Origin of the sequence: Aquimonas sp. (assembly GCF_044377145.1) — a bacterium.
GTDB lineage: Bacteria > Pseudomonadota > Gammaproteobacteria > Xanthomonadales > Xanthomonadaceae > Aquimonas.
In genome coordinates this window covers 1-16,049 of sequence record NZ_JBILJQ010000030.1, presented here as the reverse complement: position 1 = coordinate 16,049, position 16,049 = coordinate 1, and the positions used below count along the sequence as shown (strand labels likewise).

The window sequence follows — 16,049 nt, the reverse complement described above, 5'->3', positions numbered from 1 at the left end:
CCGCACACGCGCTGGCGGCTGCAGAGCGGCCTGCCGCACCCGAACCCGTCGTCAGGGACTTCGTCCTTTGCTGTTTGCCGGCGCCGCACTGCTGCAGGCGGGCTATCAGGATCGCTTCGATCTGGAGCATCTGGGCGTCGCAGCCAAGTCGATCTGGGTGCTGTCACTGCTTGTGCTTGCGATCGCGGTGGGCAAGCACCTGGCGCTGGTCGGGACCGGCAGGATTGTTCTGGCGGGTGTCTTTCTGCTCGTTTCGTTCGCGGCACACAATGTCGCCTTTCTGCAGTCCTTCTATGCCGAGTTCAGCTTTTTCCTGGGCTTGCCGATGCTGCTGGCCGCACTGCTTTGGGGCGATGGACGTGCACGACTTGGCCTGTTGCTGGTCGGTCTGCTGATGTGCGGCGGTGCCAAGGCGCAGTTCTTCTATTTGCCCCTGCTGATGCTGGCGGTCATGTGGCTGCAGGCGCAGTCACGCCAGTCGCGTCTGCGCAGTTCCACTCTCGGCGTGCTCGCGCTTGCTCAGGTGCTGTGCTTCGCGCCGCTGTTGATCAGCGATGTGATGGGCTTCAACCACCACCACTCGACCTATCTCGGTTCATATCTGGCCATGACCGAGCCGGAGCGGGAGCAGATGGGGCTCGCTCCCGCCGAGCGCGCATGCATCGGCGTTGATGCCTGGGGCAACCGCTTGCTCACGCTGGATTCGGTGGACCCGGTGCCGGGCAACAGCCCATGTCCCGGGGCGCGTTCGAAGAGCTTGCTCGATACCTTGCGGCCGTACGTGGCGATGCCTTCAGTGGCCGTGCGCTTGATCGCCAGCGGGCTGCCGCCGCATCTGACCGTTCGCTACTTTCACGTCGACGCGGACGCGCACTACGTGGTTCTGACCAAGATCCACGTGCCGACCACAACACGCGCACTCATGCGCCTTACGGAGCTGCGCGACGCACTGATTCGACCCTGGGCCCTGCCGCTGCTGCTCTCGGCTGCGCTGATACTCGCGCTGTGGCGCCTGTCGCGGACGGCGGACGATGTCGCGGCCGCCGGCTTGCTGTTGATCCTGATCTTCATCAGCCAGGTGATCGTCGCGCTGCTGGGTGAAGGTGTGCGTGATCTCAGCAAGCACCTAGCCGGCGCGCAGTACGCGCTGGACCTCATGCTGACGCTCGCGCTGGCCCGGGCGATCCTGGCCGCGCGGCGACGATTTCCCTGAAAATCAACCGGGCCGAGAGCTCGCTCGACTGCCGCGCCGGTCCATTCGTACGGCCCCGCGCATTGCCTAATCGGTCTCGACCGCAGGCGCTTTCGTACGCTGGGACGCGCAGCGGGCCAACGGCGGAGCGCTCAAATGGAAGCGCGGGACCCATCCGCATCGTGGTCCACGAAATACAGGCCGGCATAGAGTTTGGGGTCGATCGAATAGCCCTCGCGACGCTTGGCATCCAGCCAGGCCGCTGACTCTGCGCGTGGCACCTCGTGCACGGTGATGTTCTCGGTCGCATCGCCACCGCCTGCATGCACCCGGGTCAGGCCGTAGGCGCGCACGAAGGCGATCAACTCGGTACTCATGCCGGAGGAAGACGGCCCCATAGTGAGGAACTGCACGCGCCCGGCCTGCCAGCCGGTTTCCTCCAGCAATTCGCGCTCGGCGGCAAGCTCAATCGACTCTTCGCTGTCGATGTCGCCGACCAGGCCGGCCGGCATTTCGATGCTCCTGCACTGGATCGGTTCGCGAAACTGTTCGACGAACACGATGCGGTCGTCCGGCGTCAGTGCCACCACAATCACCGCACTGCTGGCATTGGTACGCTCGGCGTATTCCCATCGGCCGCGCTTGCACAGTCGCAGGAAACGACCCTCATGCAGGACTTCAGGGGTGTCGGAAGCGGGTGGCGTTTGCATGGGCGGGTATGCCGGCGGCGCAAGCCGCTAGAATTGGCGCCCCATCATACGACCACATCGCGGCAGGGAACCTTCCCGCCGTGGGCGTTGTCGATCACGCCTACCGTTTCGGAACTCTACCGCATGCTCGCAAGACTGTTGATCCTCGCCCTGCTGCCACTTTCCGTCTACGCGCAGGGAGGCGCGCCCACAGCGCCCGCGCAGCAGCCCGAAGGTTCGGCGGGTGCTCGGCCCACACCCGCGCAGGTCGGCGAAGCGATCGCCAGCGTGGACGATGTCAGCAGGCTGCTGCAGCTCGCCGGCGAGCTGCAGCAGCAAGGCGATCTGGACAGTGAATTGCTGGTTTGGCAGCGCCTGATTGCGCTGCGCCCGCACACCGGTCTCTACATGTACGAGATGGCGGCCGTGTTGGCGCAACAGGACCGCAAGAGCGAAACCTACAACACCCTGCTGGAGCTGCACGCGACGGGTTTCAGCTACGACCCGAGCGTGGACGATCGCTTTTCGAAGGTGAGCACGACTGAGGTGTGGAACTACATTGTGGGTGTGCTCAAGAAGAATGGCGAGCCTGTCGGTCCGGGCAGGGTTGCGATGACCTTGCCCAAGGATGATTTGCTGATCGAGTCGCTGACTTTCGACCGCAGTCGCGGCCAGCTGCTGGTGGGTAGCGTTCGCGAGGGCTCGGTTTCGCTGGTCGGCTCGGATGGCACGCTCAAGCCGCTGGTGACAGCCAATGATGAGAACGGCATGTGGGGCGTGTTCGGTGTTGGCGTGGACGTCGAGCGCGGCTTTCTTTGGGTTGCCTCGACCGCCGTGCCGCACTTCAAGGGCTACGATGCGGAAGCGGATCTCGGCAAGGCCGGCGTCTTCAAGTTCCGGCTGTCGGATGGCAAGTTCATTAAGAGCTTCCTGTCGCCGGTGATCAGCGGCAGCCCGTTTTCGATGACCTACGTCACCGTTGCAAACGATGGCGCGGTGTACGTGGCCGATGCCATCAACAACGCCCTGTATCAGATCCGGGACGACACCTTCACCCGCATCCTGCACGCGCCAACACTCACCAGCATCCGTGCGCTGGCGACTTCAGATGATTCGAAAATCCTCTACTTCGCCGACTCAGAGCGCGGCGTTTTCGGCTTCGACCTCGCGGCCGCCAAGGCCTTCGACATCGCAGTGCCGCCACGTACGTCCTTGTTCGGTATCGAGGGCATGACCTACCTCGATGGCCATTTGCTGGTGGTGCAGAACGGCTTGCCGACCAATCGCATCCAGCGACTCGCCCTGGATGCCTCCGGACGCAACGTGGTCAAGGCAGACCCGATTTCCGTAGGCCGCACCGATCTGACCATGCCGGCCGGCGCCACCTTGAACAGCGATGGCGAGGTGCTGCTGATCGGCAACAGTCAGCGCGACAAGTACGACCGCTTTGGTTTGCCGCGAAACAAAGATGCGCTCGAAGGCGCGAAGATTTTCAGCATCCGCGCCGACTCCGGAATGCAAGCGGCTGAGATGTGAGCTTGCGGCACGAGGCTTCGCCGGCGGGTTTCGCGGCGAGGCTGGGCACCGTGGCTGCGTTGATCGCCTGGCGCCTCAGCTGGCTTGAACGGGCAGCTGCCCGTATCGCGCAGCCGTTCGTTGCATGGGTGCGCACGGCACCGTGAAGCGGCATTGCCGCCGCGGGCTCCGCGCTTCATGTGCTCCACCCGGTTGATGCGGGCCTTGAGTCGGCCATCATCGGAGCGCCGCCTGGAAGTCGCTCAGTCCAGTGCCTGCAGGCGACGCCGGGTCATCGGCCCCAGCTTCAGCTCGTCAGCCAGCAACTGCAGCTGGTGTTGGTCAGCGGGTCGCCGTCGGCTCAGCAGCAGTGCATCCCCCAGTTCGATGTCGCACCGGATGGTGGCAAGTTCACGGCTCAGGCATGCCAGCTCGCGGTGTTGACCGATCCGCTGCGCGTGCGCTGCAGCACCGCGCAGGCGAAGGTAGGGCAGCTCAGCCAGACGCAGCAACAACTCATCCAGCGTGTGGAAGTGGGCCAGCAGTGCGGCTGCAGTCTTGGCGCCCACGCCTGGCACGCCGGGAATGTTGTCGACCGCGTCGCCGGCCAAGCCCAGAAAATCTGGAATCTGCCGTGCCTCCACGCCGTAGCGCGCAAGTACGCCAGTGACGTCCCAGCGCAAGTCGCGCGCGTAGTCCCACTGGCAGTCGCCCGCATACAGCAGCTGCGAGAGATCCTTGTCAGCGGAAATGATAAGACTGTTGATTTCGTGTGACCGCAGCGCGGTCGACAGGCTTCCGATCAGATCGTCCGCCTCGAACTCTGAGTCAACCAGCGCACTGATGCCCAGCGCGCGCGTCAGGGCGATGCATTGGCGGAACTGGTACTTCAGCGACTCCGGTGCAGGCTCGCGGTTCGCCTTGTAAGCGGGGAAAATTCGATTGCGAAACGACGTTTCCAGCGATTCATCGAAGGCGAGGGCGATGCGTTCCGGCTGTTGCCGCTCCAACAATTCCAGCAGAAACCGCAGAAATCCCTGCACCGCATTGACCGGCCGGCCGTTGCTGTCGACGAAGTCGTCGGGTATCGAGTGCCACGCGCGGAACACGTACAGGCTGGCATCCACCAGCAGCGCGGGAGTCTGATTCAAGGATGCCAGTCCTTTAGTCGCTCAAGAACGTCCGGGCGTGGCCGCTCCCCGACGCTCTCGCGGGCCGTGCCAATGTGAATGAAGCCGACCACGGCTTCGCTGTCTGCGAGGCCCAGTTGCCCGGCGATGACGGGGTCATAGGCGGCCCATGCGGTCAGCCACTGTGCGCCGAAACCCATTGCCTGTGCGATCTGCAGCAGGCTGAAACACACGCAACCTGCCGTCAGTTGCTGCTCTATCGCGGGGATCTTGTGTGGGGTTTGATAGCAGCCGATCACGATCACCACCACCGGCGCCGCCACGAATCGCCCCCGCTCTTTGGCGAGCACGCCCTCGTCACAGCCAGGCTCTAGCTCAAGTTTGCGTGCGGCCAGTCGATCTCCCAACTGGGCGCGGGCATCGCCCGCGACGCGCAAAAAGCGAAACGGAGCCAAGGCACCGTGGTCCGGTACGCGTGAGGCGACTCGCAGCATCTCAAGCAGCTGCGAATCACTGGGGCCGGGCTCACCCAGCAGGCGCGAAGGGGTGGATCTGCGACGTTCTAGAACAAAGACGGTCATGGGGTTTGAGGAATGTTGAGCGGAAGGGGGTCAGGCGGAGTGACGGGCCGGGTCGATGGGGGTCAGAGGTGTCGCAGCAGGGTCGTTGTCTGTCAACATTGCGAGCCGAGGCAGGGTTGGACTGAGGCCGATCACCCCTGAAGCGCGAGCCGACTCACGTTTCCAGCGCTGCCTCGTCCGTAGACTCGCGAACCTAAGGGGATTCAGCTTCATAATCAGGCCGTGCCATGAACAGCAAGTCTACCCCCGACAACATAGTGGACATCAATGGCCGACTCGGCATGAAGCACGGCGTCGACATATCGGCTCTCGTCACCGGGCTGCGCGCGCGCGCAGTCAAGCGCCTGCCCGCGTTTCTTGGCGAGGTGCTTGACAAGGCGGATAACACGCTGTTCGACTTCGTGCAGCGCGCCGATGGCTCGCTCAATCACCAAGAGTATTTCGACGCGATGCGTGAACTGCGTCGCCAGCGGCCGCAGATCGAGCAGCGCTTCCAGAACTATTTCGTCGATGCATTTGGCGCCTACGAGCGTCGACTGCCGGTCCGCATCGACCTCGAAAATTCCACCAAGCCCGCGCCGGGCGAACTTAGTCTGGTCAGCGAGGACGAGCTTGAAGAGCAGCTCAGCGCACGCATGGTCGCGGTTGCGATTTCGCGTGGACTGGGCCCGGCACTGCATCAGTTGAATCGGCGTCTGTCGGCTCTGATCGGCGGCGTCGAAATCGACGATGAGAATTCGCCGGTGGGACCCTCCTACATCGCGCAGGGCTTCCGCAAGTCCTTGGATGGCTGCGAAGTTTCGGTGCGGGTGAAGGTGCTGCTGTTCAAGCTGTACGAGCGCGAGCTGCAGCGGCTGTTGCCGGCGTTTTATGTCGACATGAACAAGGCGCTGATCGAGTCGGGGGTGCTGCCGGAAATCCGCCACACCGTGGCGCGGCGGCCGGGAGCTCCGTCGCCGAGATCCGCGTCCAACGAATCGACTGGCGAAGAGGGTGATTACCCGGGCTATCAGCCGCCTCCCCAGCGGGAGTATGGCGAGCCGCAGTCACAGGTCAGTCCGGCCGCCGAGCAGGCGCTGTTTTCGACCCTGCACGAGCTTCTGGAGAGCTACCGCGGAACGCGCGCAGGCCGGGCGCCAGGTGCGGCACCCGGCGCCAAGACGCCCGAGTCGGCCATCGGAGGGATGGGCGAAACCTTGCCGCTGCGGCCGTTGTCGCCGAACGAGATGCTCTCGGTGCTATCGCTGTATCAGAACGACCTGCCTGAGTCCGTCAGTGCTGCGATCGACGATCCCGACCAGAGCCTGTCGCAGCGCCTCAAGCAGGAGCTGCTGACCGGCGCTGAGCGCTTGGGACTGGACCCGAACACCTCGCGCATGAGCGCGGCCGACGAGGACGCTATCGATCTGGTCGGCATGCTGTTCGAGGTGCTGCTGGAAGAGCGCGACTTCCACACCGACACCCGTCGCACCATCAGTCGGCTGATCGTGCCTTTCATCAAGGTGGCGATGCTGGACCGGCGGATGTTTCTGCAGAAGTCGCATCCGGCGCGCAAGCTGCTGAACTCATTGGCCGAGGCCTGCGAAGGCAACTCGGGCGAGGCGCCGCAGGATCGCGAGTTGCTCGACCGCGTGCGCCGTACGGTTGATCGACTGTCGGTCGAGTTCAACGAAGATGTGGCCATCTTCGAGACGCTGGAGCAGGAGTTCCGTGAGTTCATCGAACAGCATCGGCGGCGGATTGCACTCGCCGAACGACGTGCGGCGGAAGCACAGCGCGGCAAGGAGCGGCTGGAGTTTGCGCGCTCCGCGGCCAGCGCCGAGCTGGGTCGCAGGCTTGAGGTGCACGCCGATCTAGCGCCCGCGATTGATTCCTTCCTGCGTCGCTACTGGGTGCATCACATCACCCTGATGGGCCTGCGCGAAGGCCACGACGCGCCCAAGTACCAGGCCGCCCTGTCCGCCGGGGATGCTTTGCTTGGCGCCTGGATGGAAGCGCGCGAGCGCCGTCAGTTCTCGGAAACCTCATTCTCTTCGCTGAGGCCCATGCTTGAGCCGGTCCTGCAAAGCGCCGGCTGCGTGGGTAACGCAGCTGACGAAGTACTGCAGTCCCTGTTTGCAGCCTTGAGCCCACGCGCCGCTTCGCCGGAAATCCAACAGCAGCTGGCAGTCTCGGTCGAGCGCAACGCCCCCCCTGCAGATTCGCCAACGCTGGCTGCAACGGTTCGAAGCGACGACGCCGAAGCCGAGGCTGAGCCGGATCCACTCGCCGGGCTTGAGTTCGAAGCCAGCGACGTCGAGCGCATCCGCAAGATGCCGGTCGGCACTTGGGTGCAGTTCTTCGACGAGGATGGCAATTCGCAGCCGGCCAAGCTGAGCTGGCAGAGCCCGATCTCGAATCGCCTGTTGTTCGTGAATCGCCGCGGCCTGCGTTACTGCGTCGCGTCGGCGGAAGAGCTGGCCGCGATGATCGGCGCCAAGCGCTTGATCATTCGCCAGAACGATGCGGCCTTCGAGCACGCCATGAACCAAGTGCTGGGTCGCTTGCGCGCCAACTCGGCCGCTGGATCCGGCAAAGGCGCGCAGGAGTGATAGCGCGGGCCGCGCATTGAAGCCGGGGCCGGACGCTGAGTGTGCGAGCCGGCCCGGGTTCCGGTTCGAGTGCGGTGTTCAGTGTTTTCTCGCTCCGTGTTCTGCAGTGGCAAGGTGCGAGCCCAAACGATGACGTGAGCGGTCGAGGCCTGCGAGTGCGCGAACCGATCGATCTCGCGTATTGTTCGCGTCGCGGGCAGAGCTGCTGCCGCTCTACCTGACATATGCCGACCCCGGCATTGCACCCGGTGTCATCCCTCTGCCTAGGACTTTCGGCTAGCATCCACGTGGGGTTCACAAGAGGGGAGTTGTCCGAATGGCTGGTACGGTCTGTGCCGTGGTCGAACGCGTGCCCGGCGAACGCCGGGTGGCGTTGACACCGGAAATCGCAAAGAAGCTTCGCGCGGCGGGTTTGACCGTCGTTCTGGAAAAGGGCGCAGGTGTTTCAGCGGCCTTCCCTGACACCGCCTATATCGACGTCGAGTTCGTCGACAGCGCCGCCGCGGCACTCGCCCGCGCCGACGTGCTGCTTAAGGTGCAGCCGCCTGAGGATGATGAGATCGCCGGCCTGCGTGAAGGCGCGGTGGTGATCGGCTTCCTGCAGCCGCATACCGGTGACGCCCGCATCAAGGCATTGCGCGACCACAAGATCACCAGTTTCGCGATGGAGCTGCTGCCGCGCACCACCCGTGCACAGGCGATGGATGTGCTGAGCTCGCAGGCCGGCATGGCCGGCTACAAGGCGGTGCTGATTGCCGCCCAGGTCAGCGGCAAGTTCTTTCCGATGTTGACCACGGCGGCCGGCACCATCCGCCCGAGCAAGGTGTTGATCGTCGGTGCGGGCGTCGCTGGTCTGCAGGCGATCGCCACAGCGCGCCGGCTCGGCTCGCAGGTGGAAGGCTTCGATGTGCGGCCGGAAACGCGCGAGCAGATCGAATCGCTCGGCGCCAAGTTTCTTGACCTCGGCGTCAGCGCTGCAGGTGCCGGTGGTTATGCGCGCGAACTCACCGCAGAAGAACGCGCCGAGCAGCAGCGCAAGCTGGCCGAACACCTGAAGAATATCGACGTGATCGTCACCACTGCAGCCGTGCCCGGCCGCGCGGCGCCGAAGATCATCACCGCCGCGATGGTGGAGGGCATGAAAGCCGGCAGCGTGATCGTCGACCTCGCCGCCGAAACCGGCGGCAACTGTGAGCTGACCCGCGCCGGCGAAACGGTGCTGACAGCCAACGGGGTCAGCGTGGTTGGGCCGACCCATCTGGCCTCGATGGGCTGCATCCACTCCAGCGAGATGTACGCGCGCAACCTGCACAACTTCCTCAGCCTGTCGATCAAGGACGGCGCGATCGCGCTCGACTGGACCGACGATCTGGTGGCGCAGACCTGCCTCACCCACGACGGCGCGATCAAGCACGCCGCCACCCAACAGCGAATCGAAGGAGGGGCCGGCTGATGGACGGTTTTGTTGCGCTGTATATCTTCATGCTGGCTGCGATCTGCGGCCACATCATCATTTCGCGGGTGCCGGTGATCCTGCACACGCCACTGATGTCGGGTTCCAACTTCGTCCACGGCATCGTGGTGGTCGGCGCGATGATCTCGCTGGCGCATGCGGACACCAATCTGGAGCGCGCGATCGGCTTTATCGCCGTGCTGCTCGGCGCCGGCAATGCGGTCGGCGGCTACGTGGTCACCGAGCGCATGCTGGAGATGTTCAAGTCCAGCAAGAAGAAGGAGGGTTGATCGATGAGCCTTCCTGAATTGCTCGACCTGCTCGCCAAGGCCAGCTACTTCGCCGCGGCCCTGCTGTTCATCATCGGCCTGATGCAGATGGGCTCACCGGTCACCGCCAAGCGCGGTATCCGCTGGGCCGGCTTCGGCATGGTGATCGCCACCGTGGTGACCTTCTTCGCACCCAGCACCTGGGGCAGCCACGGCATCGATCCGATCAATCTCGGCCTGATGGTGCTGGCGATCGTGCTGTCGTTTGTGTTCTGGGCCTGGGGCAAGCGGGTGCCGATCACCGACATGCCGCAGATGGTCGCGATCTTCAACGGCATGGGCGGCGGCTCGGCGGCGGCAATCGGCGCCTTCGCGCTGATCAATTCGGCCGCACACACTGGCGCCTGCACGCCGGCCGACATGGCCGCACATGCCTGTCTGGACACAACCAAGTTGGTGCTGGCCATCCTGGGTTCGCTGATCGGCGCGGTGTCGTTCTCGGGCTCGGTGATCGCATGGGCCAAGCTCGATGGCCGGCTCGACAAACGTTTCAGCTTCAGCGGCCAGCAGTTCGTCAACCTGCTGGTGTTCGTGGCCTGTCTGGGCCTCGGCGCCTGGCTGGTGTTCGAGCTCGACGTGCGGATCATCATCGCCTTCTTCGTGCTGACCCTGGTGTTCGGCGTGCTGATGACCCTGCCGATCGGCGGCGCCGACATGCCGGTGGTGATCTCGCTGTTCAACGCCTTCACCGGCCTCGCGGTCGCGTTCAAAGGCTACGTGCTGCAGAGCGAGTCGCTGATCATCGCCGGCACCGTGGTGGGTGCGGCTGGCATGCTGTTGACCCAGCTGATGGCCAAGGCCATGAACCGGCCGATCAGCAATGTGCTGTTCTCCAGCTTCGGTGGCAGCAGCGGCGAAGCGAAGGAAATCACCGGCTCGCAGAAACCCATCGAGGCCTCGGATGTGGCGGCGATGATGGCCTACGCCGAACGCGTGGTGATCGTGCCTGGTTACGGCTTGGCGGTCGCGCAGGCCCAGCACAAAGTGTGGGAGCTGACCCAGCAGTTGCTCAAGCGGGATGTCAAAGTCAAGTTCGCCATCCACCCGGTCGCCGGCCGCATGCCGGGCCATATGAACGTGCTGCTGGCCGAAGCCGGCGTGCCCTATGACCTGATCGTCGACATGGACGACATCAACCCGGAGTTCCCGATCACCGACGTCTCGTTGGTGATCGGCGCCAACGACGTGGTCAACCCGGTCGCCAAGACCGACCCGGCCAGCCCGATTTACGGCATGCCGATCCTCGATGTCGTCAACTCGAAAAACACCATCGTCATCAAGCGTGGCAAGGGCACCGGTTTCGCCGGCATCGAGAACGCCCTGTTCTACGCCGAGAACACGCGCATGCTGTTCGGCGACGGCGCCAATATGGTCAGCCAACTGGTGGCCGAGCTGAAGGCGTTGGACGGAGGGCACTGAAGGCACGGATTCGGGATTCTCAAGTGCGGTGACTCCGCATGCTTGGAGTTCGAGAGTTGCCTGACTGCTTGAACGCAGACATCGAACGCCCCGTTCGCAAGGACGGGGCGTTCTTCTTTCCGCGTGGCAATCCCTGCTGAGTACTGAACACATGACCTCCGGCCGGTCGCTGGTCGCGTGCCTTCGCGTACCCTGCGTCGCCCGGCCGCTGCAGCGGTAGCCCATGCGTTCCTCTGTGTTTCTCCCCCTTGGCCGGCTTCTGTTCGCCGGCATCGCCTGTTTTTTGGTGGCGGCCACCGCGATGGCCGATGAGATCGAGCTCGACGGTCGTCTCGATGAGGCTGCTTGGGCAGATGCCCTGCACATCGACGATTTCCGCACCGTGCTGCCGTTAACGCGCGAGCAGCCACCGGTGCGCACAGAGGTTCGGGTGCTTTCGCGCGACGACGGCCTGTACTTCGGCATCCGCGCCGAGCAGCCCGCAGAGTTCGCCCGCACCCGCCACCCGACCCGGCGCGATGCGCAGGCGCGCGCCGACCGCATCAACCTGATCATCGATTTCGAGGGCGCCGGCAGCACCGCCTACGAGTTCACCGTGAGCCTCAGCGGTGGCGTGCAGGATGCCATCGTTACCGGCCAGAACAGCTACAAATACGATTGGGACGGCGTCTGGCAGCAGGCGGTGGCCGAGGACGCCGACGGCTGGAGTGTCGAGGTACGGCTGCCCTGGGGCATCGCGCCGCTGGGCCGGATCGAGGATGGACGCAGCACGATCGGCGTGTATCTGTCGCGGGTGATCGAGCAGGACGGCCTGCGCTTCTCGCATCCGCACTACGACTTCGAGAATCCCACCTTCGTCGCCGACATGGCGCGCTTCGAGATCGACGCGCACAGTGGCCTGCGGCTGGATGTAGTGCCCTACGTCGCGGTGGCGAACGATCGCCTGGCAGAGACCATCCACACCCGCGCCGGCGCCGATTTCTATCTGGCCAGCGGTGGCCATCGCTTGAACGCAACGCTGAAGCCCGACTTCGGCCAGGTTGAGAGCGATGCGCTGGTGGTGGACTTCAGCGCCATCGAGACCTTCTTCAGCGAGAAGCGTCCATTCTTCACCGAGAACCAGAGCCTGTTCGACGTGCCGCTCGGCGGCGGCGCGCTGCTGGTCAATACGCGGCGCATCGGCGCTCGGCCGGATGCCGGCCCCGAGGGCATCGGCGAAGTCGATGCGGCGATCAAGTACACCGGCGCCTTCGGCCCGGCCGATATCGGCGCGCTGATTGCAACCGAAGAAGACAGCAGCCTGGCCGAAGGGCGCGAGTTCCGCGTGCTGCGCGGCCGCATGCGTGCTGCCAGCGGCGAGTACGGCGTGAGCCTCACAGACACCCTGCGGCCGACCCTGCAGCGCGAGGCGCGCACCGGCGTGGTCGATGGCCTGTGGCGCCCGCTGGAAGGCCTGCAGCTGCGCGGCGCGGCCGGGCAGAGCGATATCTCTGATGAGATTCGCGGCGATCGCGACGGCCGTCTGCTGTGGCTGCGCATGGACCACGTCATCAGCGAGCGCTGGCGGCAGGAATACGAGTTCAACCGCTACGGCCGCGATCTGCAGCTGGCCGATCTCGGCTACCTCCCGCGCGCGGATCTGACCCAGCTGCGTGCCTCGCACAGCTGGTACACGCGCAGCTATCCGGCCGGCTCGCGGCTGCGCGAAAGCGTGTGGGAGACCGAGCTACTGTGGCAGCGCAACAGCGCCGGCGAGCGCCTGTACGCGGGCGCCGAGCTGCTGCGGCAGTGGCGCTTCGTCAACGCGGCGCGCCTGTATGCCTATGTCGGTGGCACCGGGCGCTTTGTCGATGATCTGATCCTGCGCGGCAATGGCAGCGTACACCTGCCCGCACAGCCCTACCTGGGCCTCGAATACGAAAGCCAGCGATTGGGCCGCTGGCGCTTCGATGCCGGCGTCGAAGCCTATCGTCAGGGCCTGAGTGGCTGGGCACGCGAGCTCGAACTCGCGCCGACCTGGTTCATCGGCGAGCAGTTCTCGACCACCTTGGCGGCTTCGTATATCGACAGCAGTGATTGGCTGATCTGGGACGGCGACAACCGCCTCGGCCAGTACGCGCGCCGGCAGGTCGAATTCGACTGGACCCTTGAATGGTTCCCACGGGCCGGCCACGAGGTGCGCCTCCGCGCCCAGTACGTCGGCCTGGATGCCCGCGCCCGCGCCGGATACGCGGTGCTCAACGGGACGCTGCAGAGCGCCGCCGCGCCCTCCGATTTCAGCCTGGCCACGCTGGCCGCGCAGATCCGCTACCGCTACGAGTTCGGCCCGCAGCGCGAGCTCTACCTGGTGCTCAGCCGCGGCGGCGACTACTTCGGCGAAGACGAGGATGCGGTCGGGCTGGACCGCCTGTTCGACCGCGCCGGTGCGAATGAGACCGCGAACCAGGTGCTGGCGAAGCTGCGCTGGGGGTTTTGATGCCGGCGATCGGGCTTCGCTCTCGCAGCACCCGATTGGCCGCGATGCATGGCGGCAGAGAGATGCACGCCTCCTGCCATGCTTGAGTATCCGCTGGCGCAGGTCGTACTCTGCGCACCTCGCCCCTGACCCGCGTGCCATGAACTATCTCGTCTAACCCGCATCCAGCCCGGCCGCTGCGCCGGTGTATTGATCTGCGATGAGCCCGCCGGCGCGCTTTGGGCGCCGTGGGCGGCGAGGTGTTGAATGGTTTCCTCTGTCTGTCTTGAGCTGCGCGCGGTTGCGCTGCAGCTTCCCTGTGGGCGTGCGTTGCTGGCGCCGGTTTCGCTGAGTCTGGATGCGCGCGTCGTTGCCTTGATCGGTGCCAACGGGGTCGGCAAGTCCAGCCTGTGTCGGACGCTCGCCGGCCTGCAGCCGCCCGCCGGCGGCGCGGTGTTGAGGCACGCGCCGGTGCGTCTAATTGATCCGTCCGCAATTCGTGCCGTGGGCGGCAGCGTTCTGGAGACACTGTCCCACGCAATGTCTGAGCCCGGGCTGTGGGCACGGCTGGCTGAGCTGGGGCTGGCGGGGCTCGATCTGTCCAGGCCGATCAGCAGCCTGTCCGGTGGCGAAGTGGTGCGGCTTGCGTTGGCGGCAGAACTGTCGGATTCGTGCGCGTTCCTGGTGCTTGATGAGCCGGGGGTGCATCTCGATGCCGAAGGTCAGGCTTGGCTGATGCGCGCGCTGGCGCTTCATCGCGGCGGTGCGCTGCTGATCAGCCATTCGCCCGAGCTGCTCGGCGCGGCCCAGCGCGTGCTGGAGTTCTCGAACGGGCGCCTGCACAACTATGCGATGGGCTACAACGCTTACCGCGAACTGCGCGCGGTCGAACGCGCCGCGGAGCAGCGGGCGGTTCATGAGGCGAGCGCGACACTGGTTCAGCAGCGCGCATCCGCGCAGCGCGCGCGCGAGCGCAGTGAGCAGCGTGCCAGCCAGGGGCGTCGCGAACGCGCGCGCGGCAGCCAAGGCGCGATGGCTTTCGACTTCTTGCAGGAGCGGGCCGAGTCCGGCGCGGGGCGTCGCCTCGCCGCAGCCGCGCAGCGCGAGCAGGTGCTGCTTGCTCGCGCCAAGGAGCAGCGCTCACGGCTGCAGCAGCAGGCGCGCTTCGACCTGCGTATTGACGGGCTCGGCCCGCCCGCGGGCCGACGTCTGCTGCAGGCGCGCGGGCTGCGCATCGAGGTGGCGGGCGAGGTTGTGTTGCGCGCGCTTGATCTGGAAGTGCGTGGCCCGCAACGGCTGGCGATCGTCGGCCGCAACGGCAGCGGCAAGAGTCTTCTGCTGAACACACTGGCGGGGCGCATGCCGCCGGCTGCTGGCACGATCGTCGGCGGCGCGCAGCGCTGCGTGTTGATCGATCAGCACGCGACTCTTCCCGCCGCCGACAGCCTGTTGGCTTGTATCGCGGCACTGCAGCCGCAGTCCAGCGAAGCCGAGCGGCGCGAGCGCCTGAGCTGGTTCGGCTTCGGCGCCGATCAATGGATGACGCATCCGAAATCCCTGTCGACCGGCGAACGCTGCAAGCTCGCGCTGTGCGCTCAGCTCGATCCGCAGCGGCTGCCGGATCTGCTTCTGCTCGATGAGCCCGACAGCTTTCTTGATCTGCCCGCGCGTGCCGCAGTGGAACACGCGCTGGCGCAGTTCCCCGGTGCGCTGCTGGTGGTCAGCCATAGCCTGGAGCTTCTGCGCTCGATTGGCGTGGAGGATGGCTTGCGGCTGGACGGGCAGGGTGGTGCTGGGCGGATCCGCATCGGTTGAGCGCGGTGCTTCCCAACGGTCGCGAGGCGTCAGCCGCCAGCGTGCGAGTTTGGCGCGCTTTAGCTCACCTTCAGCACCGCGAAGCGCAGCAGGCCGGCCGGCAGCGCGGCCTCGAACTCGTCGTCGGCGCGATTCTTCAGCGCAGCGCGCGCCAGCGGTTGGTCTGTGCTGATACAGCCCTTGCTGGAATCGATTTCGTCTGGGCAATCGTCGGCTTGGCGACTGCTACTCCGACTTCCGCGCTACAAGCCGGCCGCGGCCAACCTTGGCTCGCGTCCGGGCCGCTGCACCGAGCAACGGATACAGCCGGGTCGCTCAGTCCGGCTCTGCACCGCCCAGTCGTGACTCACTTCAATTTTGCGATAGCGCTGCGTCGCGGTCTCGAAAAGCCAAATACAGCTTCGATGGATGTCGACCGCGGCGTAGAGCCCACGATCGAGGTGCAGCACGTTCTGCAGCCACTCGCCGAGCCCGTCGCGGCTTTCGACCGGGGCGCAGGCATCCATCACCAGCACGGACTTCACGTCGAAGTTCTCGTCGAGAAAAATCAACTGACCGCGGCGGGTGTCAGTAACTATGTGTTCGCCGTCCCACCCGGGCTCGAAGCCGTGTGGATTGAGCAGGCCGCACAGCACCTCCCTTGCGGCGCCGGTATCGCGCTGCACCATCACCGCGCGCCCGTGGTGGAAGAGGGTGACGAAGATCTGATTGCCAGCGTGATGGCGCGCGTTGTTCAAATGCGCCGCGGTGAGACCCCTACGTGTCAACCTCCTACCCAACAGTTGTTCTCGGTTTTTATAGATAACAATTGTGGGGCGGTTTGAGGAGGTTTCAGTGAGCAAGGCAGGCATCGAAGTGGAGACAGATCCGCAGCTTGAAC

13 protein-coding genes are annotated in these 16,049 nt (G+C 65.1%); 8 read left to right on the top strand and 5 right to left on the bottom strand.

From position 1 onward, the window contains the following. Window positions 1–67 precede the first annotated feature (67 nt). On the top strand, window positions 68–1,213 hold the full coding sequence (locus tag ACIQ7H_RS10800; protein WP_395791263.1) for a hypothetical protein: 1,146 nt from the start codon (window positions 68–70) through the stop codon (window positions 1,211–1,213). A gap of 131 nt (window positions 1,214–1,344) precedes the next feature. Here the strand turns inward: ACIQ7H_RS10800 and ACIQ7H_RS10795 are convergent, their stop codons facing one another. After that, window positions 1,345–1,902 carry an NUDIX hydrolase gene (locus ACIQ7H_RS10795; protein ID WP_395791261.1) on the bottom strand — a complete coding sequence of 186 codons (558 nt, stop codon included), beginning with the start codon at window positions 1,900–1,902 and terminating at the stop codon, window positions 1,345–1,347. 123 nt (window positions 1,903–2,025) lie between these two features. Between ACIQ7H_RS10795 and ACIQ7H_RS10790 the strand changes: the two genes are divergently transcribed. Next, a complete protein-coding gene (locus ACIQ7H_RS10790) occupies window positions 2,026–3,417 on the top strand; it encodes a hypothetical protein (protein WP_395791259.1) in 1,392 nt (463 codons plus the stop codon). Between the two features lie 242 nt (window positions 3,418–3,659). Here the strand turns inward: ACIQ7H_RS10790 and ACIQ7H_RS10785 are convergent, their stop codons facing one another. Together ACIQ7H_RS10785 and ACIQ7H_RS10780 are read right to left on the bottom strand one after the other, a co-directional pair. Next, the gene (locus ACIQ7H_RS10785; RefSeq protein WP_395791257.1) at window positions 3,660–4,547 is read right to left on the bottom strand and encodes a 5'-3' exonuclease H3TH domain-containing protein; all 888 of its coding nucleotides are present in this window, start codon (window positions 4,545–4,547) and stop codon (window positions 3,660–3,662) included. After that, window positions 4,544–5,107 (bottom strand): nitroreductase, encoded by a 564-nt coding sequence (locus tag ACIQ7H_RS10780; RefSeq protein WP_395791255.1) that lies wholly within the window; start codon window positions 5,105–5,107, stop codon window positions 4,544–4,546. The genes ACIQ7H_RS10785 and ACIQ7H_RS10780 overlap by 4 nt, the downstream gene beginning before the upstream one ends. Before the next feature lie 227 nt (window positions 5,108–5,334). Here ACIQ7H_RS10780 and ACIQ7H_RS10775 point away from each other — a divergent pair, with 227 nt between their 5' ends. The 6 genes from ACIQ7H_RS10775 (at window position 5,335) to ACIQ7H_RS10750 (ending at window position 15,169) form a co-directional block, all read left to right on the top strand. After that, on the top strand, window positions 5,335–7,698 hold the full coding sequence (locus tag ACIQ7H_RS10775; protein ID WP_395791253.1) for a DUF1631 domain-containing protein: 2,364 nt from the start codon (window positions 5,335–5,337) through the stop codon (window positions 7,696–7,698). A gap of 316 nt (window positions 7,699–8,014) precedes the next feature. Then, window positions 8,015–9,151: a Re/Si-specific NAD(P)(+) transhydrogenase subunit alpha gene (locus tag ACIQ7H_RS10770; RefSeq protein ID WP_395791251.1), complete on the top strand. Its 1,137-nt coding sequence runs from the start codon at window positions 8,015–8,017 to the stop codon at window positions 9,149–9,151. Further along, window positions 9,148–9,441, top strand: coding sequence for an NAD(P) transhydrogenase subunit alpha (locus ACIQ7H_RS10765; protein ID WP_395791331.1), 294 nt, complete (start codon window positions 9,148–9,150; stop codon window positions 9,439–9,441). Before ACIQ7H_RS10770 ends, ACIQ7H_RS10765 begins: the two co-directional genes overlap by 4 nt. Window positions 9,442–9,444: 3 nt before the next feature. Then, window positions 9,445–10,899, top strand: a complete 1,455-nt coding sequence (locus ACIQ7H_RS10760; protein ID WP_395791249.1) for an NAD(P)(+) transhydrogenase (Re/Si-specific) subunit beta — start codon at window positions 9,445–9,447, stop codon at window positions 10,897–10,899. A 223-nt stretch (window positions 10,900–11,122) separates the two neighbouring features. Further along, window positions 11,123–13,375, top strand: coding sequence for a DUF5916 domain-containing protein (locus ACIQ7H_RS10755; protein ID WP_395791247.1), 2,253 nt, complete (start codon window positions 11,123–11,125; stop codon window positions 13,373–13,375). A gap of 246 nt (window positions 13,376–13,621) precedes the next feature. Then, window positions 13,622–15,169, top strand: a complete 1,548-nt coding sequence (locus ACIQ7H_RS10750; protein WP_395791245.1) for an ATP-binding cassette domain-containing protein — start codon at window positions 13,622–13,624, stop codon at window positions 15,167–15,169. A 59-nt stretch (window positions 15,170–15,228) separates the two neighbouring features. Here the strand turns inward: ACIQ7H_RS10750 and ACIQ7H_RS10745 are convergent, their stop codons facing one another. Continuing rightward, complete coding sequence (locus tag ACIQ7H_RS10745; RefSeq protein WP_395791329.1) at window positions 15,229–15,363, bottom strand: GreA/GreB family elongation factor; 135 nt, start codon at window positions 15,361–15,363, stop codon at window positions 15,229–15,231. A 48-nt stretch (window positions 15,364–15,411) separates the two neighbouring features. Continuing rightward, on the bottom strand, window positions 15,412–16,049 hold a 638-nt coding region (locus ACIQ7H_RS10740; RefSeq protein WP_395791243.1), incomplete at its 5' end, for a hypothetical protein.